The organism is Streptosporangium longisporum, assembly GCF_039534895.1.
GTDB lineage: Bacteria > Actinomycetota > Actinomycetes > Streptosporangiales > Streptosporangiaceae > Streptosporangium > Streptosporangium longisporum.
Map to the genome: position 1 here is coordinate 174,616 of NZ_BAAAWD010000032.1, position 23,859 is coordinate 198,474.

Here is a 23,859-nt window from a genome sequence, read left to right on the forward strand (position 1 = left end):
TCGGTTAGCCGTTCCAGCCGAGGAGCGCGCGCGTCTTGGCCGCGGCCTCGGTGAGCGCTTCCTGGGAGGTCTTCTTGCCGCTCAACGCCGCCTCGATGGCGGGGGCGATGATCTCGTCGTTGATCTGGATCCACTCCGGCAGGGCGGGCCGGGCCTGGGCGACCTTGAGCTGCTCCAGGAACGCCGCCTGGTCGGGCCCGAAGGTCGCGGCGTCCTTCTCGGCCGCGGCCACGTTGGTCGGGAAGCCGCCGAGCGCCTGCGCCAGTGCGGTGTTGTTCTCGGCGCTGGTCAGGTGCGCGAGCCACTTCCAGGCCAGCTCGGCGTTCTTGCCCTTGCTGAAGACCACCGCGTTCTCGCCGCCGATGTTGCCACCGGGCTCGGTCTTGTACGGCAGCGGGGCGGTGCTGAACTGCAGGTCCGGGAACTGGTCCTTGATGTTGGCCACGTCCCACGGCCCGGAGATCGTCATCGCGGCCAGGCCGTTCTCGAAGGCCTTGTCCGAGTCGGTGATCTCCCTGGGCGAGGAGGGCAGCAGGTCCACCCAGAGCTGGAGCGCCTCCACCCCGGGCTGCTGGTCGAACAGGATCTTCTTGCCCTGCTCGTCGACCATGGAGCCACCGGCGCCCGCGACGAAGCCCGGCCACATCCAGCCGCCGTAGCCGTCGCCCTTGGGCACCACGATCCCGGCGGTCTTCGGGTCGTCCTGGTGGACCTTCGCGGCCATCTGCTTGAGCTCGTCCCAGGTCTTGGGCGGCGTCGGGATCAGCTTCTTGTTGTAGAAGAGCGCGACCGCGGTGTGGTCCAGCGGCAGTCCGTAGAGCTTGCCGTTCACCCGGTTGGTGTCGAGGGCGCCCTTGTAGTACGCCTTCTCGTCGACCGTGCCGGCGGGCACCTCCTTGATGGTGCCGTCCAGCGCGTACCTGGCCACCAGGGGCTGGTCCAGGATGCCGACGTCGGGGACGGTCCCGGCGGCGACCGCGCTTCCCAGCTTGGTGTTGTAGTCGTCCTTGGGGATCTTGACGATCTTGACGGTGACCTTGTTGGCCTTCTCGAAGTCCGCCCGCAGCTTCTCGACGACCTCCCCCGCCTGGGGGGTGCGGTCCTGGAACATCCAGTAGGTCAGCGTCGTGGCCTCCGAGGCCGTTCCGGTGTCGCCGCCGCAGGCGACGAGTCCGGCGAGCAGTGCCATACCGGCCGCAGCCCCTGTGACTCTCCTGATCATTTCTTCCTCCTGATGGGGGGTGCAACGGACGATAATGTAAGATGTGAAAAAAGTTCAGCCCCCTTGAGAAACGCTTTGGTAACACGGTGACGGGACGGGCCTCGGAAGCCCGCCCCGGGAGGTCGATCACATGATCGCCGAGTGCTCGGATCAGCTCCCCGCGGCGAGCCGCGGGCCCTTGGTGCGGGCGGCCCCGCCGAAGGTGCCGGCGCCGCTGCCGGTGCCGCGGCCCGCCCGGCGCCTGCCGTACGGCGTCCGGCCGAACGGCTTGAACGTGGACAGGGTCACGTTGAGCAGGTAGACGACCAGGGCGACGCCCGGCGCGACGACCAGGACGACCCCGTCCCGGCCGGGGAGAGGGGACGGCAGGGGGCCGGTCCCCGACACCGCGGCGGCGACCTCCCCGATCTGCGGGCGGAGCGCGAACACCGAGGCGATCAGCGCGGCCGTGCTGGTCACGAGCTTGAGCACCACCCAGTGGTGGCGGAAGAGGCCCCACGGCGTGCACAGGCAGAGCAGGAGCCCGCTCAGCACCGCGGTCAGGCCCACCGGCGCGATCAGGGTGCCGGCCAGGACGTCCATCGCGAGGTAGGAGGCGCGCACCAGGGCGGGGTCGCCGGTGACCAGCGCGGTGACGCCGAGGGTGAGCAGTCCCAGGTCGAGCCCGAGCCAGCCGACCGAGGCCGCCACGTGCAGGGTGAGCACGGTCTTGCGGAGCGCGGGCGGCATGAGCGGGACGGAACGGCGCTCGCCGCGCCGGGCGGGTCCACCGGACGGGACGGGCCCGCGGGCCGGGCCGGGCGTCCCGCGCGGGACGGCCTCGACAGGCGAAGGCGCCGGGGTCACCGGGGTCGATCGGGGCGGGACGGGCTCGGGCATGGGGTCGCCTTCCGGGCACGTACCGCGCCGCGTCCCGGCTCTCGCCCCGGACGCGCGGGGTGTGCCGAGGCGTCGTCGTCGGGGTGCGGGGAGGGCGGGGCGGCGCGGTGGGAGCGGACACGGTCGTCGTGCTGTCCGCTCCACTGTCGCCGTGAACGCGCTCCCGGCCGTCCTCCACCGGAAGGTCACGTGTCTACGCCCCGTGTCGTACGGGCGGCGCTCCTCGCCGGGCGATCCGCCCCTCGGCTCGTACCCCGGGCCGCTTCACCGGGGTGTCCGTCGCCGGGGCGGGCGGCCGGACGCGGAACGCGCCCGAAGCCGCTAACCGGCCTCCGTCGTGCTCCCCGAGGGTGTGCGCGACTGGCGGCGCATCGCCAGCACGATGTCCCCGATGACGACCAGGGCCAGCACGCCCGCGACGATCGTCAGCCAGGGGATGCCCGCCACGACCCCGAGCACGCCGAGAGCGATCGCCGCCACCAGCGCGAACGACCCGAACCGGATGTGTGCGACGTCGCGGGGCGTACCCCTGACCATCGGCTTGCCGGACGCCGAGGTCGTCTCCGGCATCTGTCCTTCGGAAGTCATTTTTCCCCTCCTTGCTCGTGAATGCACCCTTTACCCGGATGCGCCCCTCTCATGTGTCCGGTTCACACCTCGCGTGCGTGTTCGATGGCCTCGGCCAGTTCTTCGGGTGCCGACACCGTCAGGGTTGCGCCCGGATGGGTCAGGAAACCGCCGGGCACCAGAGCCGGCACCGGGGTACGGAACCGGACGCACAGTCCCTTCCTGGCGTTGGTCCCGAACGTCACCCCCCGGTCGGCCAGCGACAGGTGCGGCCCGATGACCTTCCAGGCCGTATAAGGGCCGGTCACCTCGGTGCCCGAGATGTTGGCCACGGGGGTCCGCAGCGACCAGGGGCCGAAGCGGACCGAGAACACGCCCTCGCCCACCTCGGCGAAGGCCCGCCCGGGGCCCACCCCGATCAGCGAGAGCGGGGTCCGCCAGGCCGGGGCGACGTCGAACGCGAAACGTGTCATCGCGGTCAGCGTTCCCAGGGGGCGGTCTCGCCCATCTTGGCGTAGTACTTGGCCAGGTGCGCCTTGATCCTGCCGAGCTCCTCCTCGGGGACGTTCACGCCCCCGCGCGCCCCCTGCAGGACACCCCCGGCCGCCCGTACGGCGTGCGGCACGACCTTCAGCCTTCCGTCGATCACGTCGGCGATGGGCAGCTTGTAACTCCCGAACTCCTCGGGCTCGTCGCCGTCGTACCACAGGTGCGCCTCGCGGTAGCGGGCGTTGGGCTCCTCCTCGGCGTCGGCCCAGGAACGGACGCGCTTCTCGGCCGCGTCGCCGTCCCATGCCCTGTCGCCGTCGGCCAGCGGCAGGTCCTGAAACCGGGTGACCGTCATGACCTCACTCCCTTCGTCGGTGGTTCCCTAACCCGATCGGCCGATCCCATGCCTGGCGGCGACATATTTAGGGTTTGCCGGGGGAGGGGGGCGGCATGACCCAGAACCCTGAGATCAGCGAAGAGACGGTCCCTTCAGAAGAGGCGGAGGACCAGGCCCGGGACGGCGACGTGCCGCAGGGGACGCCCGGAGCGGATGCCTCCGACCAGGCGCCGCCCCCCGCCGGGCCGCGAGGCGCCGACGGGGAGAGCCGGGTCGTGGCGGAGCGCTCGGGCTCGGACACCACCTTCCCGGCGCGCCCGCTGCTGGCCGACCCGGACGACGCGCGCCGCGTCCCCGGGGAGGACGGCCCCGAGATCGAGGACGACTCCGCCGGTGAGGGATCCGGTGGGACGGACGAGGGCGACGGGAACGACACGGAGATCACGGACGGTGGCGCCGAGAGTGCCGGCGACGCCGAGGGGTCAGATGGCGCCGACGGCTCCGGCGGGACGGCCGAACCCGAGGTGGGCCCGGCGTCCTGAGGCCTCTGTCCATGGTGTCCGGGGCGCGACGACCCCCGGACACGGCGGTGGGGGTCCCGGAGATTCCGGGACCCCCACCACGGGGTTGGTCTCAGGTCAGCTCTTGAAGGCGTCCTTGACCTTCTCCGCGCCGTCCTTCAGCTTCTCCCCGGCCTGCTTGAGGTGGCTCTCGCTCTGGTCGGTCCTGCCCTCGGCCTCGAGGCGCTCGTCACCGGTGGCGCGACCCGCGCCCTCCTTGAGCTTGCCGCCGAGCTCTTCGGCCTTGTTGGAGATCTTGTCGTCGGTACCCATGGTGTCATTCCTCCCGTTGATGGAACTTCGTCCATGCAGTGGTAACCCCTGTCCTGCATCGGGGGAGGTAAACATGCCCGGACGGGACCCCCGCCGGGGCAGGGGCTGAGCGCAGGGGAGGCCGGGGCGCGGATCATGCGGTCGGCCGGACGGTCACGGCGACCGGGTGACGGGATGACGGGGCGGGTGACACCCCCGGGCGGGCCGCCGTCACGGTGGGCTCAATGGTGGCAGAGCAGGCAGCGCACGGCGTGTTCGAGGGACCCGGCGTCGCCGATGGGCGAGGGCCAGGGCAGGCGGATCAGCGTCGGGTCATCGATGCCGCAGCGCACGGTCGCACCGAAGCGGTCGAGCTCCCAGAGCCAGGCCCCGGGCACCGGGGCGGCCAGCAGCGAGCTCAGGGCGGCCTCCAGCTGCCTGCGGTGCGCGCCGTTGACGTGGTGGAGCATGCGCTCGGCCTCGCCCATCAGCGGGTCGGGGGTCGCTCCGAGGTACTCCTCGGCGTCCAGCACCCCCGACTCCGGGCCGGTCAGGTAGATCACCCTGCCGACGTCGACGCGGAGCAGGCGAGGCCCCCGCGTCCCCTCCAGCACCTCGAACAGCGCCTCGTCGGGGCAGCGCTCGGCGATCTCCACCGCCGTCTCCCGCACCTCGTCCGCGGGTACGGCCTGCACCCAGCCCTGCACCTTGAGCAGGCCGCGGGAGAGCTCGTGCTCGCCCAGGAAGCGCATCGACGTCAGGTCCACGGTCACCACCGGCTCGTCCCGGGCGTCGTAGAGCGGGTCACCCGGCAGGACGAGCAGCACCGGTCGTCCCGCTCCGTCGACCCCGCCGCGCGCGGGCGTCGCCGGGCCGTCGGCGCCGGAGATGGAGACGTGGGTGGGAGCGGCGGTGGCGGCGAGGGTGCGGACCCGCTCGGGGACGGGCGGAGCGGTGACGGGCTGCATGGACCGGCTCTCCTTGAGGTGGGGGAGATACTGCTGTATAAGATTAGCCTTGCCTAACTAAGGTAAACCTAACCACACAGGAGTGAGCATGCGCTACACCGGACCCAAGGTGCGTCTGTCCCGCAGGGCGGGCATCCCCCTGACTCGCAAGGCGGTCCGCTACTTCGAGCAGCGCCCCTACCCGCCGGGTGAGCACGGCCGCAAGACCAACCGGCGGCAGACGGGTGACTACGGGCTCCGGCTGATGGAGAAGCAGAAGCTCCGCTGGTACTACGACGTCTCCGAGCGGCAGATGCGCCGCTACTGGGACATGGCGCTGCGCAGCAGCGGCCGTTCCGGGGCCGAGCTGGTGGTGCTGCTGGAGACGCGCCTGGCCTCGCTGGTCCTGCGCTCCGGGCTGGCCCCGTCCATCTACGCGGCCCGCCAGTACATCGCCCACGGGCACATCACCGTGGACGGCCGCAAGGTCGACATCCCCAGCTACCTGGTCAGGCCGGGCCAGGTCGTCGCGGTGCGCGAGAAGTCACGCAGGATGCAGCCCTTCGTGGCCGCCTCCGAGGGCACCTACGCCGACGACCGGATCGCCCCCTACCTCGACGTCGACCACGCCGACCTCCGTTTCACCCTGTTCAGCCGCCCGCTGCGCGAGCAGGTCGCGGTGCCCGTGGACGAGCAGCTGGTGGTCGAGTTCTACTCGCGCTGACCCGCCGATCCGCGACGCCGGCCCGCCGCCCCCGGGTGGCGGGCTCACTGGCGTTTCCCGGCCCCCGGGCCCGTACGCCCCCGCGTCCCGTCGCCGTTCTTCCCGCCCCCGGTGCTCTTCGCTCCCCGGCCGGTCTTCCCGGCCACGCCGTGCCCCGTGCCGGCGCCGTTCGCTGTGCCGGTGCCGGTCCCTGTGCCAGCGGCCCTCTCCGCGGTGGAGCCGTCGTCCCGCGCCGCCGGCAGCCGGTCCCGCAGCTCCCGCACCTCGGCCCGGAGCGCGGCCAGCTCGGTGAGCACGGCCCGGCCCACGTCCTCGGTGGCCTGGACGGACTCCTCGGCGTGCTCCTCCTCCATGGCGCTGACCACCACCGCGATGAACAGGTTCAGCACCACGAAGGTGCAGACCAGCATGAAGGCCACGAAGAACACCCACGCCCAGGGGTGGGTGTTCATCACCTGGCGGGTGATGTCGGACCAGGCGTCGCCGGTCATCATCTGGAACAGGGTGAACAGCGAGGTGGGCAGGTCGCCGAAGTAGGCCGGCGCGGTGGCGTGGTAGAGCTTCGTGCCCATCACGGCCGCGACGTAGAGCACCAGCGCCAGCAGCAGCACGATCGAGGTCATCCCCGGGACCGCCGTCAGCAGCGCGCTCACCACCCGGCGCAGGCTCGGCACCACCGAGATCAGCCGTAGAGCCCGCAGGATCCGCAGGGCTCGCAGCACCGAGAGCCCGCCCGCCGTGGGCAGCAGCGAGACCGTCACGATCGCGGTGTCGAACAGGTTCCAGGGATTGCGGAAGAACCGCGGGCCGTACGCGTACAGCTTGCAGCCCAGTTCGGCGACGAAGACGTAGAGCGCCAGGTGGTCGATGACCGTGAGCACCGTGCCGTACCGCTGTACGGCCGCCGCCGAGGTCTCCACCCCCAGCGTGGCCGCGTTGATCACGATGACCGTGACGATGAACCGCTGGAAACCGGGTGTTTCAAGGGCGGCGCGGAGACGCTCGCGCACCGGCACGAAGGCTCCCGTGGTCGGAATGGCCGAGGACAGGTCAAGATCATAACGGCTTGATGAAGGCCCGCGTCCGCCACCGGGATCCGCCCCCGGGTCGACCGTCCGAGTCCGCCCCTCGGATCCATCGCCCCGGTCGGCCGGTCAGAAGGTCGGTCAGGAGGCCGGTTCCGGAGTCGTGACCGGTTCCGGAGTCGTGACCGGTTCCGGGGTCGTGACCGGTGCCGGGGCCGACGACGCGGGGGCCTCGGCGTGCCGGACGGCGTAGTCGCCGATGCCCGACTCCAGCATCGCGAAGCCCCGTTCGGCCTGAAGGCGCAGGTCGGGGGCGATGGCGTCCAGGGTCTCGCCCGCCAGCATGCGCTCGACGGCGCGGGTCATCAGCCGGTTCAGCACCGCGCTGACCTGTGCGGCGACGAGTGCGGGGATGAGGTCGTCGGGGTCGGCGTCGACCTCGTCGGCGAGCGTCATGGCCAGGGCCCGCTCCCGCGCGTCGTTCATCTCCCGCAGCCGCGCGCTGAGCGAGGGGCTCTGGGACGTCATGAGCATGCGCGCGAAGGCGTCACCCCCCTCGTGGAACCCGTAGCGGTGGTGGCGGGTGTCGATCGCGTCCAGGAAGTCCCGGCGCAGCGCCCGCAGCGCGCTCTCCCCGGGACGGCGCTCCCGGACGACCCTGCTCGGCAGGTCCTCGACCTCCCCCTGGCGGTCGAGGAGCAGGTCCTCCTTGGTGCGGAAGTAGTTGAAGACCGTGTTGACCGACACGTCGGCGGTCCTGGCGACCTCGGCCACCGTCACGTTGTCGAAGCCCTTCGTCAGGAAGAGCCACGTGGCGATGTCGGAGATGCGCTGCCTGGTCTCTCGCTTCTTACGCTCCCGCAGGCCTTCGCTCATGGGGACATTCTAGGTGCCGAACAAATTTTGCAGTGACTCCAAGTTTGGTGTTACTTTACGAAAGGAGGCGATCAAATGATCAAGACATCAGCTCTGAGCAAGACCTTTCCCGGCGGCGTCGAGGCGGTCCGGGGGATCGATCTGACGGTGGAGGCAGGGGAGATCGTCGGGTTCCTCGGCCCCAACGGGGCGGGGAAGACGACCACGATGCGCATGCTCACCACGCTGCTGCGCCCCACCGGGGGCGGTGCAACGGTCGCCGGGCACGACCTGCTCACCGACCCCGCCGGGGTACGGCGGCACATCGGTTACGTGTCCCAGAAAGGCGGGATCGCCCCGGCGAACCCGGTGGGGGAGGAGCTCGAACTGCACGCCATGCTGTACGGGATGCGCCCGGCACGGGCCCGCGAGCGGGTCGCCGAGGTGCTCGACCGGTTCGGGCTCACCGCGCTGCGCGACCGGCCGGGAGGGGCGCTGTCCGGCGGTCAGCGCCGCCGGTTCGACCTCGCCTTCGGGCTGCTCCACGATCCCGCGCTGCTCTTCCTCGACGAGCCCACCACCGGCCTCGACCCGCAGACCAGGGCGAGCCTGTGGGACCACATCAGGAACCTGCGCGACGGAGCGGGCCTGACGGTCTTCCTGACCACGCACTACCTCGACGAGGCGGACCTGCTGGCCGACCGGCTGTTCGTCATCGACCACGGCGTCATCGTCGCCGAGGGCACCCCGGCCGAGCTCAAGGGCGGCACCGGGGGCACCCTCGACGACGTCTTCCTCGCCATCACCGGCCGCTCCATGAGGGACGACCCGCCGGGAGGCGATCCGTCCGCCGGCCCGTCCGATGAACCGGACGGGCCCGCCGCGACGGGCGTACGGGACGGTGCGACCGGCGGTGTGACCACCGCTGCGACGAGCGCTGCGACGGCTGGCAGTGCGGGTGGCGGGGGCGCTGGCGGAGCAGGCGATGACCGGCGCGCGGCCCGGATGGCCGGTGAGGAGCGGTGAACGGGGCGATGCGCGTCCTCAGGGAGACCTGGTTGATCTTCCGGCACAACGTGCGGATATCCCTGCGGCAGAAGGCCGGGATCGTCTTCGGGGTCCTGCAGCCCATGCTCTACCTGGTGCTGTTCGGCCCGCTGTTCGCCACGATCGGGACCTGGGAGACACTGATCCCCGGCCTGCTGGTCCAGGTGGGGCTGTTCAGCGCGGGCCTGGCCGGGTTCGGCATCGTCTTCGACCTCCAGTCGGGGGTGCTGGAACGGCTGCGGGTCACCCCGGCGCACCGGATCTCCCTGCTCCTCGGCCGGGTGCTGTCCAACTCGCTCACCCTGCTGATCCAGTCGATCCTGCTGATCGCGGTGGGGTACGCCTTCGGGCTGCGCGCCGCGCTTCCCGGTGTGGTGCTCGCGCTGCTCATGATGACCCTGCTCGGGGTGAGCCTGGCCGCGCTCTCCAACGCGATCGCGCTCACCATGAACCCCGACGCGTTCGCACCGGTCATGAGCACGGCGATCGTCCCGCTGCTCCTTCTCTCCGGGGCGTTCCTGCCGATGTCGATGGCACCCGCCTGGCTGGACGCGCTCTCGCGCGCCACCCCGTTCCGGTACGTGCTGGAGGCCATGCGCGAGCTGTTCGCCGGGCACTACGCGACCTGGACCGTGGGGGTGGGCGTCGCCGTGACCGTGGCCCTGTCGGTGGTCTGCGTCATGGTGGGGACCCGCGTCTTCAACCGCGAGAACGCCTGACCACCCGAGCCCCTGACCACCCGCACGTCTGACCACCCGCACGTCTGAGCATCCGGACTTCCGGCCGGCCGGATCTCTGACCCCCGGAACCCCAGGACGTCCCGCCCGCTGCACCGAGATCGGTGCGGCGGGCGGCGCCCCCGTCCCCCCCGCGGACCTCTCCCACCCCTCATCCCCGACCACCCCCGGCCGGCCCGCTCACCGGGACACGGCCGCTCCTTCCGGTTCGACCGGCCCCCGGGCCGCGGTCCTCACGAGCACCAGGACGATCAGGCCGGCCACGATGCCCAGGACGCCCGCGGCCACCAGGGTGACGTTGAGCCCGTGCGCGAAGGACTCCCGGACGATCTGGCCGTGTCCCTGGCCGGTCAGGACGTGCGCCCGGCCGCTGGTCAGGGCGTCGACGGCGGAGCCCGCGTCCGGCACCCTGCCGTCCAGGCCGCCCTCGACACCGGTGCGGAAGACGCCTCCCAGCAGCGCGACACCGAACGCGAACCCGAGCTGCCGGAACGTGTTCACGGCACCGGCCGCCATGCCGCCGCGCTCCTGCGGGACCGACGCCATCGCCGCCGCCGACAGGGACGGGCTCGCCACCCCCACGCCCAGGCCCACGAGCACCAGGCCGGGGACGAGGGCGGCCCACCCGGAACCGGCCGTGAGCACCGCCTGGGCCAGCGCGCCCGCACCGATGATCAGCAGGCCGACGCCGACGACCAGGCGGGGTGAGGCGTCGTGCAGGAACCGCCCCGCGACGCTCGCCACGATGAAGGCGGTGACGCTCATCGGGAGCATCACCAGGCCCACCTGGACCGCGCCCAGGCCAAGGACCGTCTGCAGCCACAGCGAGACGTAGGCCAGGCAGGCGAAGGCCGCCGCCGTGAGCAGGGCCGCACCGATCATGATCCCGGTGAACGCCCGGTCGCGGAACAGCGACAGGTCGAGCATCGGGTCGTCGCTCCGGAGCTCCACCGCGACGAACAGGGCCAGGGCCACCAGGCCCGCCGCCAGCAGGCCGAGGACCGAGCCCGAGCCCCAGCCGTCCTCACCGGCCCGGATGAGCGCGTACGTGATCGCCGCCGCGGCTGCGGTGAACGTCAGCATGCCGGGAACGTCCAGCCCGCGGGCGCGCGGGTTGCGGGACTCCTGGAAGACCGCCAGCGTGAGGACGATCGCCACGGCGCTGATCGGCAGGTTCACCAGGAAGATCGAACGCCAGCCGAAGTGCTGGGTCAGCAGGCCCCCGGCGATCGGTCCCGCGGCCGCGGCCGCGCCGTTGACCGCGCCCCAGACACCGAAGGCGACGCCCCGGTCCCTGCCCCGGTAGGTCGTGTTCAGCAGGGCCATGGTCGTCGCGAACATCGCCGCCGCGCCGAGCCCCTGCAGGCCCCGCGCCGCGATGAGCGTGCCGATGTTCGGTGCCAGGCCACAGGCCAGGGACGCGAGCGCGAACAGTCCCAGGCCCGCGACGTAGATCCTGCGCCGTCCGGTCAGGTCGGCCAGCGAGCCCGCGCCGAGCAGGAGTGCCGCCAGGACCAGCGCGTAGACGTCCATCACCCACTGCAGGGCCGAGAACGAGGTGCCGAGGTCCCCGGCGATGTCGGGCAGCGCGACCATCACGATCGTGACGTCCACCAGCAGCATGAAGGCGCCCGTGCAGACCGCCACCAGCGGCCACCATTTACGCATGATCCTCCTTGGGTAGGCCACCAGGATCGGGCGTGAGTGACGATGAGAAGAAGCCAGCCGCGATATCACGGCGAATACCGACATCTGATAGTTGTTGGTGATGGAATCCGTCAGGGCCGACGCGCTCGACCGGCAGCTGGTGCACGCGCTGGGGCTGGACGGGCGGGCCCCGTTCAGCCGGATCGCCGAGGTCCTCGGCGTCTCGGACCAGACCGTCGCCCGGCGCTACCGGCGGCTGCGCTCGCGGGGCACCGTGCGGGTCGTGGGGCTGATCGACCGCCGGATGGTGGGCGGGACCCGCTGGTGGCTGCGGCTGCAGTGCGTCCTCGGGGCGGGGACCGCCATCGCCACGGCCCTGGCCAAGCGGCCCGACACCTCCTGGGTGCAGCTGCTGTCGGGCGGGACCGAGGTGCTCTGCGCGGCCCATCCCGGGTCGGACCAGGAGCGCGACGCCCTGATGCTCGACAAGCTCCAGCGCACCGACCGCGTCGTCGCGGTCACCGCGTACTCGATGATGCACATGTACGCCGGAGGCCCGACCGGCTGCGGGATGTTCGAGGTGCTCACCGAGGCGCAGGTCGCCGCGCTGCGCCCGCCGCGGACGCCCGCCGGTGGCCGGGTGGAGCTGTCGGACCAGGACCGGCTCCTGCTGACCGGGCTCTCCGTGGACGGCCGGACCTCGCACACCGACCTCGCCGCGGCCACGGGCTGGTCGGAGTCGACCGTCCGGCGCCGGCTCGACCAGCTCCGCGAGTCCGGCGCGCTCTACTACGACCTGGAGGTCGACTGTCCCTACTTCGGGTTCCGCACCCAGGCCTGGCTCTGGATGACGGTGTCACCGTCCCATCTGGCCGCCGTCGGCGAGGCCCTGGCCACCCACCCGGAGGTCACCTTCGCCGCGGCCACCACCGGCCCGACGAACCTCGCGGCCAACATCCTCTGCCGGGACGACGAGGCGCTGTACGCCTACCTCACCGACCGGATCGCGGGCCTCGACGGCATCCAGAGGCTGGAGACCGCCCCGATCATCCGCAACATCAAGCAGTCGGGATCGCTGCTGCCTGCCTGAGCCCTCGCCCTGCCCACTGGGCCCACCTGGCCCGCCCGGCCCGTCCGGTTCTCACTCCGGGGGACCGTAGGGCTCTATCCGCGGATCGGCGTAGGGGCCCCCGTCCGCCGCGAGCCCGGTGCGGTGGGCTGCGCTCTCGCTCACCCGCAGGCCGTACAGGCCCTGGCCGGGGTCGAGGAGGTCGATGAGCACCAGGCCGTACCCGATGTCGACGTCCTCCTCCGGCAACTCCAGGTGCCGCAGGGCCTGCGCGAGCGTCGCGCCGGAGGGGAGCCGCACCGTGATGAGGACCATCACCTCACGGTACGCGCCCCGCCCGGCGCCGCAATGAGGCGAGTACCCCCAAGGGGTCGACGACCCCGTAGCCGTGGTCGTGGTCGAACCCGACGTCGCTGCGGTCGTCGGCCGTACGGCGCAGCAGGGTGCGCAGCTGGGCGGGGGAGAGCCGGGCGGCGGGCCAGCGGGTGCGCACGGCCGCGACCAGGCCCGCCGCGACCGGGCACGCGGCCGAGGTGCCCGAGTCGGGCTCGTCGTCGCCGAACGCCCGCGAGCCCGAGAAGTGGGTGTAGGCGCACACGTCGGGCTTGCGGGCGACCAGGCGGCCCGGCCCCTGGGAGGAGTAGCCGACCCGCTCGCCCCGGGTGTCGACGCCGGCGACCGACAGCACGGAGCCGTGGGAGTTGGCGCCCGTGATCGGCCGGTCCGGGTAGGCGCAGCGGCCGTCCGGGCAGTCGCGTCCGCAGTTGCCCGCGGCGAAGAGCACGTCCGCGCCGGAGCGCTCCAGGCTGGAGACGATCAGGTTGAACGGGTGGGCCGGGTTGTCGGAGTAGTTGCCCGGATGGCCCGCGGGAAAGTCCCACTCCGGGGAGAAGGACCCCCAGCTGTTGCTGACCACCAGGGAGCGCGAGGCGGCGGGCTGGGCCTCCAGGACGGTGCGCAGGTGGGCGAAGGCCGCCACCGCGTCCGAGAGCAGGCCGTCCAGCGCCGAACCGCCCGGACGCCGGGAGAGCAGCACGGGAATGTCGATGATCGACGCCCTCGGGGCCGCGATGAGCGCGTCGAAGGCGCACATCGTGCCGTGGTCGACGGGGAACTCGCCCGCCCTGCCCGTCACCCCGTCGGGCTTCCAGCTGCGCTCCACGTCGAGGATCACGTCGCGGCCCAGGTGGCGGGCGACGTGCGCGCGGTTGACGCCGGTGTCGAGCACCGCGAGCGCGACCCCCGACCCGTCGAGGCCCTCCGCGGCCAGGTCGGGGACGCCGAGCAGCCGCTCCACGTCGTGCCAGTCGCCGACCGGGGGCGTGCCGCCGCAGGTCAGGCCCGGCTGGATCACCGGGTCGGCGAAGATCCCCACCACCTCGCGGCGCAGCGCGGGCAGCAGGGTGATCCGGGTGGACGCCTCGTCGTCGGAGATCTCCCCGCGGACCAGGACGGAGGCCTCGTCGTCGGCGAAGGAGAACACCAGCGGCTGGTGCAGCGACAGCGGGTCGCCCCCGGCGGCGGGGACCGGGCGGGGCGCCACGACCGGGGCGAAGGACGGGTCCAGCACCACCCCGGGAAGCGCGTCGGCGACGTCGGCGGCCGTCGTGCTCACCGCGGGATCGGCCACGGCCGCGACGACGTCGGGGGAGGGACGGAGCTGGAGCAGGACCCGCATGACGCACCACCGGGGATCGAGGGGACAGGGCCCCCACCACATTCCTTCATCCACCCCGGCCGCGTCCAGCCGTTGAAACCCCCTCGAACACCGCTCACGCCCGTCAAACGGTACAAACGACCGGCGTGGATTTCCTTCACAGCGACGGAATCGATCACTACGTTGGGCGACATGACCGCAGCGGCGGAGACGACGCCAATCCCTCGACCCGATGTCCGGCACGCTCACTGGATGCCGACCCGGCCCAGACTGATCGTGGCCAGCGGCTTCATGCTCTTCCTGGAGCTGGCCCTGATCCGGTGGACCGGGTCGAACATCGTCCACCTGAGTTACTTCACCAACTTCGTCCTGCTGGGGTCGTTCCTCGGTATCGGGCTGGGCTTCCTGAGGGTGGGCCGCACCACCCGGCAGCCGTACTATTCGCCGATCGTGCTGGCCGTGCTGGTCCTGGTCGTGCTGTTCTTCCCGGTGACGGTGGACCGCCAGACCGAGGGCGTCCTGTACTGGACGAGCCTGAGCACCAGCGGGCCGCCGCCCTGGCTGATCCTGCCGGTGATCTTCGCCGCGGCGGCGATCGTGCTGATGGGCCCGGCCGAGCTGGTCGGCCGCTGCTTCCCCGAGCTCGACCGGCTGGAGGCCTACCGCTACGACCTGATCGGCAGCCTCAGCGGCATCGCGCTGTTCACCGCGCTGTCGTTCCTCAGCGCGCCGCCGGTGGTGTGGGGGACGATCGCCGCGGTCGCCTACGCGCTGCTGCTGTGGCCTCGCAGGGTCTGGGCCCGCGTGGCGCTGATCGTGCCGTCGCTGGTCATCGTCGGCGCCCTCGCCACCGAGACGCTGACCGCGGGAGCGCTGTGGTCGCCGTACTACAAGGTGACCTACGTGCGCGGGCAGTGGGAGGGCGTGCCGCTGATGAACATCGACGTCAACGGCATCCCGCACCAGCAGGCCACCCCGGCCAAGAGCCGCCTGGAGTGGGAGCGCCAGTACGCCCTGCCGTACGAGCGGGCCGCCTCCGGCAGGCTGGACGACGTGCTGATCGTCGGCGCGGGCAGCGGCACCGACGTGTCGATCGCGCTGTCCAAGGGCGCCAAGCACGTGGACGCCGTGGAGATCGACCCCAAGCTGCTGGAACTCGGCCGCTCCTACCACCCGGACCTGCCCTACGGCGACCCCCGGGTCACCGCCCACGTCACCGACGGCCGCGCCTTCCTGGAGGGGACCTCCAAGAAGTACGACCTGATCCTCTTCGCGCTGCCCGACTCGCTCACCCTGGTCTCCGGGGCCAGCTCGCTGCGGCTGGAGAGCTACCTGTTCACGCAGCAGGCGATGGAGGCGGCCAGGGACCACCTCAAACCCGGTGGCGCCTTCTCGATGTACAACTACTACCGGGAGAGCTGGCTGGTCGACCGGCTCGGCGCCACCATGCAGGCCGCGTTCGGGCACAGGCCGTGCGTCGACATCGTCAGCCAGACCGGCCAGCAGGCGGTCATCACCGCGGGCCTCACCCCGCAGGGACAGCGGTGCGGCACCGAGTGGGCGGGAGCCACCGCCCAGACCCCGCCGCCCGCGAGTGACGACCTGCCCTTCCTGTACCTGAAGGACCGGACGATCCCGCAGATCTACATCATCACGCTCGGGCTGATCCTCCTGGTCAGCCTGCTGGCGGTCCGGGTCGTGGCCGGTCCGTACCGCAGGATGCGGCCGTACGCGGACCTGTTCCTGCTCGGGGTGGCGTTTCTGCTGCTGGAGACCAAGAGCGTCACCGGCTTCGCGCTGCTGTTCGGCACCACCTGGGTGGTGAACGCGATCGTGTTCGCCGGGGTGCTGGTCGCCGTGCTCGCCGCGGTGGAGGTGACCCGCCGCTTCCGGGTGCCGTCCCTGCCGGTCATGTACGGGGTGCTGCTGGCCGGGCTGGTCCTGGCCTGGCTGGTGCCCAACTCCTGGCTGCTGGGGCTGCCGCTGCCGCTGCGCGCGGTGGCCGCCGTGGTCGTGGCGTTCCTGCCGATCTTCGCGGCCAACGTGGTGTTCGCCAAGCGCTTCGCCGACTCCGCCGACGCGACCGTGTCCTTCGGCGCGAACCTGCTGGGCGCGATGGTCGGCGGCTGCCTGGAGTACCTGGCGCTGGTCATCGGCTACCAGGCGCTGCTGATCGTGGCGGGCCTGATCTACCTGGGCGCCTTCGCGCTGCTGCCCAGGACGGCGGCCAAGGTCGCCTGAGCCCCGGGAGACCGGCTCCCGGGTGCTCCCGGGAGCCGGCGTTCCCGAGCCCCGGGAACCCGGGTGTTCCCCTGACCCGGGGTGCCGGTAAGAACGCTGTCATGAGCCCCGAGCCAGGAGGAGGCGCAGCACGAGCGGCTGCTCACAGCGTTTGCGGGGTGGTTTCTGATCCTCCGCCTGGGACGGCCGCCATGCTCGCCTTTGCGGGCCGCTGCGCCGAGTCCTTCGAGGGTCGGCTCCAGGACGTCGCGATCTCTGGACCACCCTTTTTGATCTTGCTCTGAGAACGGGTCGTTTCTGCGGATCACCCGTCGTCACCGTCGTCGCACAGGGCTGCTCCGCCCCCCGAGGAGATCGCTTGACGCATGTAGTTAATGGCATTAACCTACAGATATCGTCATTAACCAATCTTGCGGAGGTCGCCATGACCGAGTACTTGAGCATCGCCGGCAACAACCTCGCCTACGAGGTGTCCGGGCGGGGCCCTCTGGTCGTCCTGGCGCACGGTATCGGCGACAGCCGGCACTCCTACCGTTTCCTCGCTCCGGCCCTGGCCGACGCCGGGTACCGGGTCGCCAACGTCGACATCCGCGGCTGCGGCGACTCCAGCCTGGGCTGGGACGGCTACAGCCGCACCGACATCGCGGGCGACCTCGTCGCCGTCGTGCGCCACCTCGGCGGCCCCGCCGTGATCATCGGCCAGTCGATCAGCGGCGGCGCGGCGACCATCGCGGCAGCCACCGCACCCGATCTGATCAACGGCATCATCGAGGTGGCGCCGTTCACCCGCGTACAACCCTTCGATCTTGGCGGGCTGATACGGGTGAAGCGCTTCCGGACCGGTTACAGCCAGATGGCGCAGGTCATGGTCCTGGGAAGACTGGCGAGCTGGAAGAAGTACCTCGACGCGGCGTACCCGGTCAAGCCCGCCGACTGGGACGCCGAACTGACGCGTATCGAGGCGAAGCTGACGGAGCCCGGCCGGATGAAGGTCCTGCAGGCCATGTGCAAGACCAGCCCGGCCGACGCCGGCGCACAGCTGGCCAACGTCACCTGCCCGGTCCTGGTCATCGAGGGCAGCCTCGACCCCGACTGGGCCGACCCCCGCGCCGAGGGCGAGAAGATCATCGCCGATCTGCCCAGGGGCCTCGGCGAGCTCGCCGTCATCGAGGGTGCCGGTCACTACGCACACGCCCAGACGCCGGAACACGTCCTCGCGCTGGCCCGGCCTTTCCTCGACAAGACGCTGGCGAATGCCTAGGGCCCGGCTCACCCCGCTGTCGGTCACCGAGGCCGGCGCCGCCCTGATCGACGAGGTCGGCTTCGAGAACTTCAGCATGGGCCTGCTCGCCGAACGGCTCGGAGTCAAGACCCCCGCGCTCTACAAACACGTCACCAGCCAGGCCGATCTGGCCCACCGCATCGCCATCATGTCCATGGCCGAGTTCGCCGACGCCATTCGCGACGCCATCCAGGGGCGGGCCGGCAGCGATGCCCTCGCCGCCGGCGCGCAGGCGATGCGGACCTACGTACGGGAACACCCCGACCGGTACGCGGCCGCCAACGCCGCCCGCCCGACCGGACCCGACGACCCGCTCATCCCCGCCCTCGAGCGGGTGGTCGCCTCCTGGGCGGCCATGCTGCGCGGCTACCACCTGGACCCCGGCCAGGAGATTCACGCCCTGCGGATGCTCCGCAGCGCCCTGCACGGGTTCTCGACCCTGGAAGCAGCGGGCGGGTTCCAGATCGACGCATCCGTCGACGACAGCTTCACCTGGGTCATCGACTTTCTCGACCAGGGCCTGCACGCCGCCACCGGCGGCAGCACCCTCGCCCGCTGACGGGTCGTCGACGAACCCGGCCACATCATCCCGGAGGGCCGACATCATCATCACCCGCGCACCCACGATCACCCGGACACCACCACCCGGCGGCCACCGATGGTGAACATCGACGAAGAGCCCAAGGACACCAGGATCGAGCGGCACGCGAGCTGGGCCGAGCTCTTCTTCGACCTCGTGGCGGTGGCCGGCGTGGCCGCCCTGGCACACGTGCTCGGGTCCGAACCGGACGCCGCGGCGCTCGGTCTCTACACACTGCTGTTCCTGGCGCTGTGGCTGTCCTGGACGACGTTCATGCTGTACGGCAACGTCGCCGCCGGCCAGACCCGGGTGCTGCGGCTCATGGTCGGCATGTTCGGCCTCGGGGTCATGGCCGCGTCCGTGCCGGGCGTGGCGCACACCGTGCTCGGACACGGCGGCGACACCCTTGCGCTCGACGTCTTCGCGATCGCGTACATCGCCACGCGCGTCTACGGGTCCAAGTCGTGGCAACGCGGCGCAGTGTTGCTGGACTTCCCGGTGGTGCAGTACTCGTTGGGACTGCTGCCCTGGTTCGCGTCGCTCTGGGCCGGCGAACACTGGAAGCTCGCGCTCTGGGCGGCAGGAATCGGCCTCGACCTGCTGCTGATCCTGGTCCTGTCCGGCAGCAGGATCCTCCAGCGGATCCAGTCGTACCTCACCGCGCCGGAACGCACTCGGCGTCGGTCACGATCAGGAGTCCGCCCCGACGGCATGGGACCGGTCATTCACGGGGTATCGGCCGATCCGGCCCACCTCTCCGAGCGGCTGGGACTCTTCGTGATCATTGTGCTGGGCGAATCGGTGGTGCAGGTCGTCGCCGCCGCAAGCGAGGCGCGGTACGACATCGGCCTGCTGGCCACCGCGATCGCGTCCTTCGCTCTGCTGGCCGGCATGTTCGGCCTGTCCGTCGTCTTCGGATACGCCGGCCTGCCGCACCTGCGCGCTGGCCGGATCCCCATCCGCGCCGCCCTCGGCCTGCACTGCCTGGTCACCGGCGTCGTCGCCACCGTCGCCGTGCCGCTCTCCCTGGTGGTCGGGCACGGCTCCGACCCACTGTCCGAGCAAGGCCGCTGGCTGCTGTGCGGCGCGGTTGCGGCCTATTTCACCCTCGGCGTGGTCACCGGCGTCGCCAGCCACGGCTCCGACCTGCCGAGGACGATCTCACGGGTCGTCACAGGCATCGCGGCCCCACTGCTGCTCGGCCTGCTCGCCACCCCCGTCAGCGGCCGGATGCTCGTGGTCTACCTGGCCCTGATCGTCCTGGCCCACCTCTGGTTCGAACGACGACCGTGGCCACGATGATCGCGGCCGATCCGGCAGCGGTTCCAGAGGTGGCGGATGTCGCGGGTGAGGGTGTGCGCCCGGGAGCCGTCGAGCTCGTAAGCCCCGCCCGGACCCCGTGACTCACCCTCCGAACACACCTCTCCCTTCACATGTGACCGACCGATCAGTCACCCAGCCGGAAATGGAACACACCATGAAACGACTCCGCTCCCTCGCCGCCGCCGCCTTCCTCCTGGGCTCGGTGATCTATCTCGCCGCCGAAGCGATCGCAGCCGCGGCGTGGAAATCGCCTCGCTACAGCTACGCCACCAACTGGATCAGCGACCTCGGATCCGCAACGGCCGGCGTGTTCCAGGGCCGCGAACTCAACTCGCCGCTGCACGTCGTCATGAACTCCGGATTCATCGTTCAGGGCGTCCTGTTCGGGATCGCCACGGTGCTGCTGTCGCGGACGATCAGCGGGCGGTCCCGCTTCACCGCGGTGACGGGGGTGGTGACCATGATCGGCTACATCCTTGTCGGAACCTTCCACGGTTCCCTGCAGGCGCAGCAGAACGGCACGCTTCCCCTGCACTTCACCGGAGCGACGCTGGCGATCGTCGGCGGGAACGTGCTCGCCCTCGTCCTGGGCATCCACTGGCGAAAGTCTCCCGAGACGCGGCTGATCGGCCTCGTCAGCATCGTCGTCGGAGCATTCGGCCTGGTCTCCGTGGTCGCTCTCTTTCTCACCTTCGGTACCGGCCTGCCCTCGGGTGCGATCGAACGCGGCTCCGTCTACACCATCGTCATCTGGCAGCTCGCCGTCGCCGCCGCGCTCCTGCGCAGCCGGGGCACCTCTCGCGCACCCCGCGACGCCGCGACCGGTGCGTCCACAAGCAACTGAGCCGCCGGCTCCACAACCCGATCGACGACCAGAAACGGGCCCCGGCTCCGAAACCCCCGTCACCTCCAGCGAATCGACCCCGGTTTCCCGACGCGAGGGATCGCTTCCGAGAAACCGGGGAAGCCGCGACAAGGCGGACGAACCTCGATACCTGCTGATCCACCTCGGTAACGCCGGCCAGAGCGCAGATCCGCCGGGCCGTCGCCGTGACGCGGTCCGTGAGCGGCCCGCGTCGCGGCCCGGTCAGAACCCGCAGAGCTCGCTGAGGGACTCGCCCGTGGACTTGCCGTTCGGGGTGGGCGTCCGGCTCGGCCGCAGCGCGGTGTTCCTGGACGGGCTGGGCGTGGCGGCCGGCGTCGCGCCGGTCGTACCGGGGGAGGGGGTCGTGGACGCGGCCTGCGGCCTGCGGGCGGGCTGCTCCGAGCGGCGCAGCGCCCTGGCGGTGGCGGTGCGGATCTTCTGCCAGTCGGGCGAGCCGGTGTAGAACTCCGGCGGCACGAACTGCAGGCTGGTGATCCTGGCGTCCTTGACCTTCAGCGCCAGTTCGGTGAGGTGCTCCACCAGCTCGCGGGGGATGTCGGTCTTGGCCATCTTCCTGGCCACACCCGCGATCTTGGTGAAGTTGGTGAGCACGACCGACGGGGTGGCCTGCTGGGCGAAGGCGCCGATGACGCAGCGCTGGCGGGCCATCCGGGAGAAGTCGTCGCTGCCGACGCGGGAACGCCCGTACCAGAGCGCCTCCTCGCCCGAAAGCGTGCGGTAACCGGCCTTGATCGTCCCGGCCGTGCCGTACAGGCCGCCCCAGGGGATGTCCCGCTCGACCCTGATCTTCAGGCCGCCGATGGCGTCCACCATCCTGGCGAAGCCGAACATGTTGACCAGGGCGTAGTAGTCCATCTTCAGGTTGAGCGTGTGGCCGATCGCGTCCATCAGCGCCGCCGGGCCCCGCTCCCCGGCCTTCTTGCCCGGTACGACCTCCGGGTGGTCCTCGGCGTACTGCCAGACCTCGTTGAGCAGGCCGCCGTTGGGCAACTCGCGCATGAACCCGTCGGGGAACCGCTTGGCGAGCGCGCTGCCGGACGAGAAGTGGACGTGCTGCAGGTTGCGCGGGAGGCTGAACATGACCGTGTTGCCGGTCGCGACGTGCACGCTGGCCACGTTCATGCTGTCGGTCCGCACGCCCTCCCGGTTCCCGGCGCCGTCACCGCCGACGAGCAGGAAGTTCACCCGCTTGCGGCCGGCCCACGGGTCCTCGTGCTTGACGGGAACGGCCGTCGGGTTCGCCGAGGCGGGCTTGAAGATGTCGAGGGTCGTCTGCTTGAAGGTCAGCACGGTGTTGGCGGTCAGCGCGAACGGCGCCATCACCGACACGCAGAGCACGCCCACCACGATTCCCGAGACGATCTGCCCCCTGCCGCTGAGCCGGTTCGGCCTCAGCGTGACGTAGGAGAAGAGCAGCAGCAGGAACCAGGCGATCGCCCCGACCACGGCCAGGACCACCCCGGTCGTCATCATGCCGTCGCGGGTGAGGACGCCGGTGTTGCCGCTGAGGTGGACGACGGCGGCGGTGATCGCACCGCCCAGCAGCGGCACGCCGAAGGCCGCGAGCAGGATGAGGCCGAGCCGGCGGTTCCCGGCCCGCAGGTGCGCCGCGCCGGGCAGGATCGCCGAGAGCGCGGTCCAGCCGATGAGCGCGGCGGTCGTCAGCGGCCTGGCGAACCGGGGGGGCCGTGCACCGGGTGCCGTCGCGGACTCCGCGGGCGGGTCGCCCGCCGGTGGCCCCCCGGCCGGTGGCTCCCCGGCGGGTCCGGCCGGGACGGCCGGGTTCGGGACCCCGCCGTTGCCGCCGCCGTTCCCGGTGGCTCGACCTCCCGCGGCTCCGCCGGGTCCCGGGTGCGCCGGTCCCTGTGGCGTGAGAGGAGGCCGCCCTTTGTGAGGAGGGGGGCCCTGCTCGCGGTGACCCTCCCGCACGGCCTGCGGGGGGAGGGCGCCCTGCTCGCGGTGGGCCTCCGGGGGTGGGCCGGGCCGGTCGCTCCGCGCCGGGGGCGTCCCCCGTCCGCCGGAGACCTCCTGGGCCAGGGGGGTCTCCGGCCCGCCGGCCGGACCCGGCACCTGCGGCGGGGCGGGGGCCGGGGGCGTCTCCTGGGACCCGGACCGGCCGGGTGTTCCGCCTTGGCGTGCGCCGGGACTCCCGCTGCGACGCCGGGTGCGCCGTTTCCCGCTTTCGCCGGCGAGATCCCCCGAGTCTTGCCCAAGGCGCATCGTCACACCGCTTCCTACTGCGTTTTGCCCGGGTTCACCTGCAGACATGGCCAGGGATCGGGATTGAACATAATTTGCCAGGATTCTAGTCCCCATACCTGGACATGACAGACAGATGACCAATCTGTGGTGAATGGCCGCTTAAGCAATGACGTCGGCTAGGACGTCGACGAGGCGGGGGCCAGCCAGGTGTTGCAGTCGAGCGTCCGGTTCCTCTCGTAGCCCTGGCGGAACCACCGGTTGTTGTTCACCGGCGAGCCGTGGTCACGCGGATATCCCGGCCAGTCGCCGACCCGGGAGTAGAAGTAGTAGAGGGTCTGGCGCCGCGCCGGGGTGACCGGGTAGGTGGACGACACCGAGCGCATGAACATCGCGCCGAGGCAGGTCGCCTGGAGCTCGAACCGCCGGCTCAGCGCGAGCCTCCCGTTGCGTCCGCTCGAACGCAGCGACTTCTGCCACCAGGTGGTGGACAGGCCCGACAGGTGCTGCACGTGGTGCCCGTACTCGTGCGCCATCATGCTGATGACCCCGCCGTGCCACTCGGTGATGGCCCCGTACCCCCGGGAGTTGCCCACCCCGCGCGCCATCGCCCTGGTCGAGGCGTAGATGGTGGTGTTGCGCGGGCAGTAGTACGGCACCATGTTGCCCGGCGCGGGGAAGTCGCCGCAGGCGCCGCGGCTCCTCGTCGCGGTGAGGGCGTAGCGGGGCGGATGCCAGGGAATGCCCTGCTCGCGCAGGATCCGCGACCAGCCCCGGTCCAGGCACTTGGACGTCCTGAGGATGAGCGCCTTGAGCTGGGCGTGGCTGTAGATGCTGGGCGACCCCGCGGGGCAGTGCACCCGGGGAAGCCCGCCCGCCCGGTAGAGCGTGTTGCCCTCCAGGCTGGTGTCGAGCACCCGCGTCCTCGTCGTGTCCCCGGTGTCGCGGGTGCTCCCGGCATCTCCGGTGTCACCAGCGTCCCCGGCGTCGCCGGTGTTCCGGCCGTCCCCGGAGGACGCCGTGCGCGCCGGGGCCGAGGTGCGCCTGTCCCGCGGTTCGGCCGGGCGGAAGGTGGGCCGCGGAGGCGCGGTGAAGGCCGGGACGGCGACCGTGTCGGCGCGCCGGAGGTTCGCGGCCACCGCCCCGATGACCACGATCCCGGTGAAGACCAGCGCGACCATGCCGAAGACCACGCCGACGACCACCCCGGCACCGCCGGAGCGGGGCCGCGGGGGCTGCCACTGCGGCGGGGGATGGGCGGCCCGCCGCTGCCACGGGTCGGGCGGCGGGGGCGGGGCCGAACGGCCGTACGGCATCTGCCCGCGGGGCGGCCC

At 71.5% G+C, this 23,859-nt stretch carries 24 protein-coding genes; 10 read left to right on the forward strand and 14 right to left on the reverse strand.

The window, feature by feature from the left end:
- Positions 1–4 precede the first annotated feature (4 nt).
- The 5 genes from ABD832_RS41535 to ABD832_RS41555 all read right to left on the reverse strand — a co-directional run bounded on the left by ABD832_RS41535 (position 5) and on the right by ABD832_RS41555 (position 3,512).
- A complete protein-coding gene (locus tag ABD832_RS41535) occupies positions 5–1,222 on the reverse strand; it encodes an ABC transporter substrate-binding protein (RefSeq protein ID WP_344908397.1) in 1,218 nt (405 codons plus the stop codon).
- A gap of 150 nt (positions 1,223–1,372) precedes the next feature.
- Complete coding sequence (locus ABD832_RS41540) at positions 1,373–2,101, reverse strand: hypothetical protein (protein ID WP_344908400.1); 729 nt, start codon at positions 2,099–2,101, stop codon at positions 1,373–1,375.
- A 321-nt stretch (positions 2,102–2,422) separates the two neighbouring features.
- A complete protein-coding gene (locus ABD832_RS41545; RefSeq protein WP_344908403.1) occupies positions 2,423–2,689 on the reverse strand; it encodes a hypothetical protein in 267 nt (88 codons plus the stop codon).
- Between the two features lie 62 nt (positions 2,690–2,751).
- The gene (locus ABD832_RS41550; protein ID WP_344908406.1) at positions 2,752–3,141 is read right to left on the reverse strand and encodes a hypothetical protein; all 390 of its coding nucleotides are present in this window, start codon (positions 3,139–3,141) and stop codon (positions 2,752–2,754) included.
- Between the two features lie 5 nt (positions 3,142–3,146).
- Positions 3,147–3,512 carry a hypothetical protein gene (locus tag ABD832_RS41555; protein ID WP_344908410.1) on the reverse strand — a complete coding sequence of 122 codons (366 nt, stop codon included), beginning with the start codon at positions 3,510–3,512 and terminating at the stop codon, positions 3,147–3,149.
- 95 nt (positions 3,513–3,607) lie between these two features.
- Between ABD832_RS41555 and ABD832_RS41560 the strand changes: the two genes are divergently transcribed.
- Positions 3,608–4,036 carry a hypothetical protein gene (locus tag ABD832_RS41560; RefSeq protein ID WP_344908413.1) on the forward strand — a complete coding sequence of 143 codons (429 nt, stop codon included), beginning with the start codon at positions 3,608–3,610 and terminating at the stop codon, positions 4,034–4,036.
- A gap of 96 nt (positions 4,037–4,132) precedes the next feature.
- On the opposite strand, the gene ABD832_RS41565 is transcribed toward ABD832_RS41560, so the two are convergent.
- Positions 4,133–4,327: a CsbD family protein gene (locus tag ABD832_RS41565; protein WP_344908416.1), complete on the reverse strand. Its 195-nt coding sequence runs from the start codon at positions 4,325–4,327 to the stop codon at positions 4,133–4,135.
- A 221-nt stretch (positions 4,328–4,548) separates the two neighbouring features.
- Positions 4,549–5,274, reverse strand: coding sequence for a DUF2470 domain-containing protein (locus ABD832_RS41570; RefSeq protein WP_344908419.1), 726 nt, complete (start codon positions 5,272–5,274; stop codon positions 4,549–4,551).
- Positions 5,275–5,362: 88 nt separating this feature from the next.
- On the opposite strand from ABD832_RS41570, the gene rpsD reads away from it, so the two are divergent.
- The gene (rpsD, locus tag ABD832_RS41575; RefSeq protein ID WP_344908422.1) at positions 5,363–5,977 is read left to right on the forward strand and encodes a 30S ribosomal protein S4; all 615 of its coding nucleotides are present in this window, start codon (positions 5,363–5,365) and stop codon (positions 5,975–5,977) included.
- Positions 5,978–6,021: 44 nt separating this feature from the next.
- On the opposite strand, the gene ABD832_RS41580 is transcribed toward rpsD, so the two are convergent.
- Together ABD832_RS41580 and ABD832_RS41585 are read right to left on the reverse strand one after the other, a co-directional pair.
- Positions 6,022–6,987 carry an ion transporter gene (locus ABD832_RS41580; RefSeq protein WP_344908426.1) on the reverse strand — a complete coding sequence of 322 codons (966 nt, stop codon included), beginning with the start codon at positions 6,985–6,987 and terminating at the stop codon, positions 6,022–6,024.
- 156 nt (positions 6,988–7,143) lie between these two features.
- Entirely contained in the window at positions 7,144–7,878 is a 735-nt protein-coding gene (locus ABD832_RS41585) for a TetR/AcrR family transcriptional regulator (RefSeq protein WP_344908430.1), read from the reverse strand.
- A gap of 75 nt (positions 7,879–7,953) precedes the next feature.
- Between ABD832_RS41585 and ABD832_RS41590 the strand changes: the two genes are divergently transcribed.
- Together ABD832_RS41590 and ABD832_RS41595 are read left to right on the forward strand one after the other, a co-directional pair.
- Positions 7,954–8,883, forward strand: a complete 930-nt coding sequence (locus tag ABD832_RS41590) for an ABC transporter ATP-binding protein (RefSeq protein WP_344908433.1) — start codon at positions 7,954–7,956, stop codon at positions 8,881–8,883.
- Positions 8,884–8,891: 8 nt separating this feature from the next.
- A complete protein-coding gene (locus tag ABD832_RS41595) occupies positions 8,892–9,623 on the forward strand; it encodes an ABC transporter permease (RefSeq protein ID WP_344908436.1) in 732 nt (243 codons plus the stop codon).
- Positions 9,624–9,821: 198 nt separating this feature from the next.
- Here the strand turns inward: ABD832_RS41595 and ABD832_RS41600 are convergent, their stop codons facing one another.
- Positions 9,822–11,309: an MFS transporter gene (locus tag ABD832_RS41600; protein ID WP_344908439.1), complete on the reverse strand. Its 1,488-nt coding sequence runs from the start codon at positions 11,307–11,309 to the stop codon at positions 9,822–9,824.
- Between the two features lie 100 nt (positions 11,310–11,409).
- On the opposite strand from ABD832_RS41600, the gene ABD832_RS41605 reads away from it, so the two are divergent.
- Positions 11,410–12,378, forward strand: coding sequence for an Lrp/AsnC family transcriptional regulator (locus tag ABD832_RS41605; RefSeq protein WP_344908442.1), 969 nt, complete (start codon positions 11,410–11,412; stop codon positions 12,376–12,378).
- Positions 12,379–12,429: 51 nt separating this feature from the next.
- Here the strand turns inward: ABD832_RS41605 and ABD832_RS41610 are convergent, their stop codons facing one another.
- Together ABD832_RS41610 and ABD832_RS41615 are read right to left on the reverse strand one after the other, a co-directional pair.
- Complete coding sequence (locus ABD832_RS41610) at positions 12,430–12,672, reverse strand: hypothetical protein (protein ID WP_344908445.1); 243 nt, start codon at positions 12,670–12,672, stop codon at positions 12,430–12,432.
- A 4-nt stretch (positions 12,673–12,676) separates the two neighbouring features.
- Positions 12,677–14,035 carry a S8 family peptidase gene (locus tag ABD832_RS41615; RefSeq protein ID WP_344908448.1) on the reverse strand — a complete coding sequence of 453 codons (1,359 nt, stop codon included), beginning with the start codon at positions 14,033–14,035 and terminating at the stop codon, positions 12,677–12,679.
- 231 nt (positions 14,036–14,266) lie between these two features.
- Here ABD832_RS41615 and ABD832_RS41620 point away from each other — a divergent pair, with 231 nt between their 5' ends.
- The 5 genes from ABD832_RS41620 to ABD832_RS41640 all read left to right on the forward strand — a co-directional run bounded on the left by ABD832_RS41620 (position 14,267) and on the right by ABD832_RS41640 (position 20,284).
- Positions 14,267–16,255 carry a spermine/spermidine synthase domain-containing protein gene (locus ABD832_RS41620; protein ID WP_344908452.1) on the forward strand — a complete coding sequence of 663 codons (1,989 nt, stop codon included), beginning with the start codon at positions 14,267–14,269 and terminating at the stop codon, positions 16,253–16,255.
- 424 nt (positions 16,256–16,679) lie between these two features.
- Positions 16,680–17,516 carry an alpha/beta fold hydrolase gene (locus tag ABD832_RS41625; protein WP_344908455.1) on the forward strand — a complete coding sequence of 279 codons (837 nt, stop codon included), beginning with the start codon at positions 16,680–16,682 and terminating at the stop codon, positions 17,514–17,516.
- On the forward strand, positions 17,509–18,096 hold the full coding sequence (locus ABD832_RS41630) for a TetR/AcrR family transcriptional regulator (RefSeq protein ID WP_344908460.1): 588 nt from the start codon (positions 17,509–17,511) through the stop codon (positions 18,094–18,096). Before ABD832_RS41625 ends, ABD832_RS41630 begins: the two co-directional genes overlap by 8 nt.
- A 99-nt stretch (positions 18,097–18,195) precedes the next feature.
- Positions 18,196–19,419, forward strand: coding sequence for a low temperature requirement protein A (locus tag ABD832_RS41635; protein WP_344908462.1), 1,224 nt, complete (start codon positions 18,196–18,198; stop codon positions 19,417–19,419).
- Positions 19,420–19,594: 175 nt separating this feature from the next.
- A complete protein-coding gene (locus tag ABD832_RS41640) occupies positions 19,595–20,284 on the forward strand; it encodes a DUF998 domain-containing protein (protein WP_344908464.1) in 690 nt (229 codons plus the stop codon).
- Positions 20,285–20,527: 243 nt separating this feature from the next.
- On the opposite strand, the gene ABD832_RS41645 is transcribed toward ABD832_RS41640, so the two are convergent.
- Together ABD832_RS41645 and ABD832_RS41650 are read right to left on the reverse strand one after the other, a co-directional pair.
- Positions 20,528–22,396, reverse strand: coding sequence for an LCP family glycopolymer transferase (locus ABD832_RS41645; protein ID WP_344908467.1), 1,869 nt, complete (start codon positions 22,394–22,396; stop codon positions 20,528–20,530).
- Positions 22,397–22,704: 308 nt separating this feature from the next.
- Positions 22,705–23,841, reverse strand: coding sequence for a neutral zinc metallopeptidase (locus tag ABD832_RS41650; RefSeq protein ID WP_344908470.1), 1,137 nt, complete (start codon positions 23,839–23,841; stop codon positions 22,705–22,707).
- Positions 23,842–23,859: the final 18 nt, after the last annotated feature.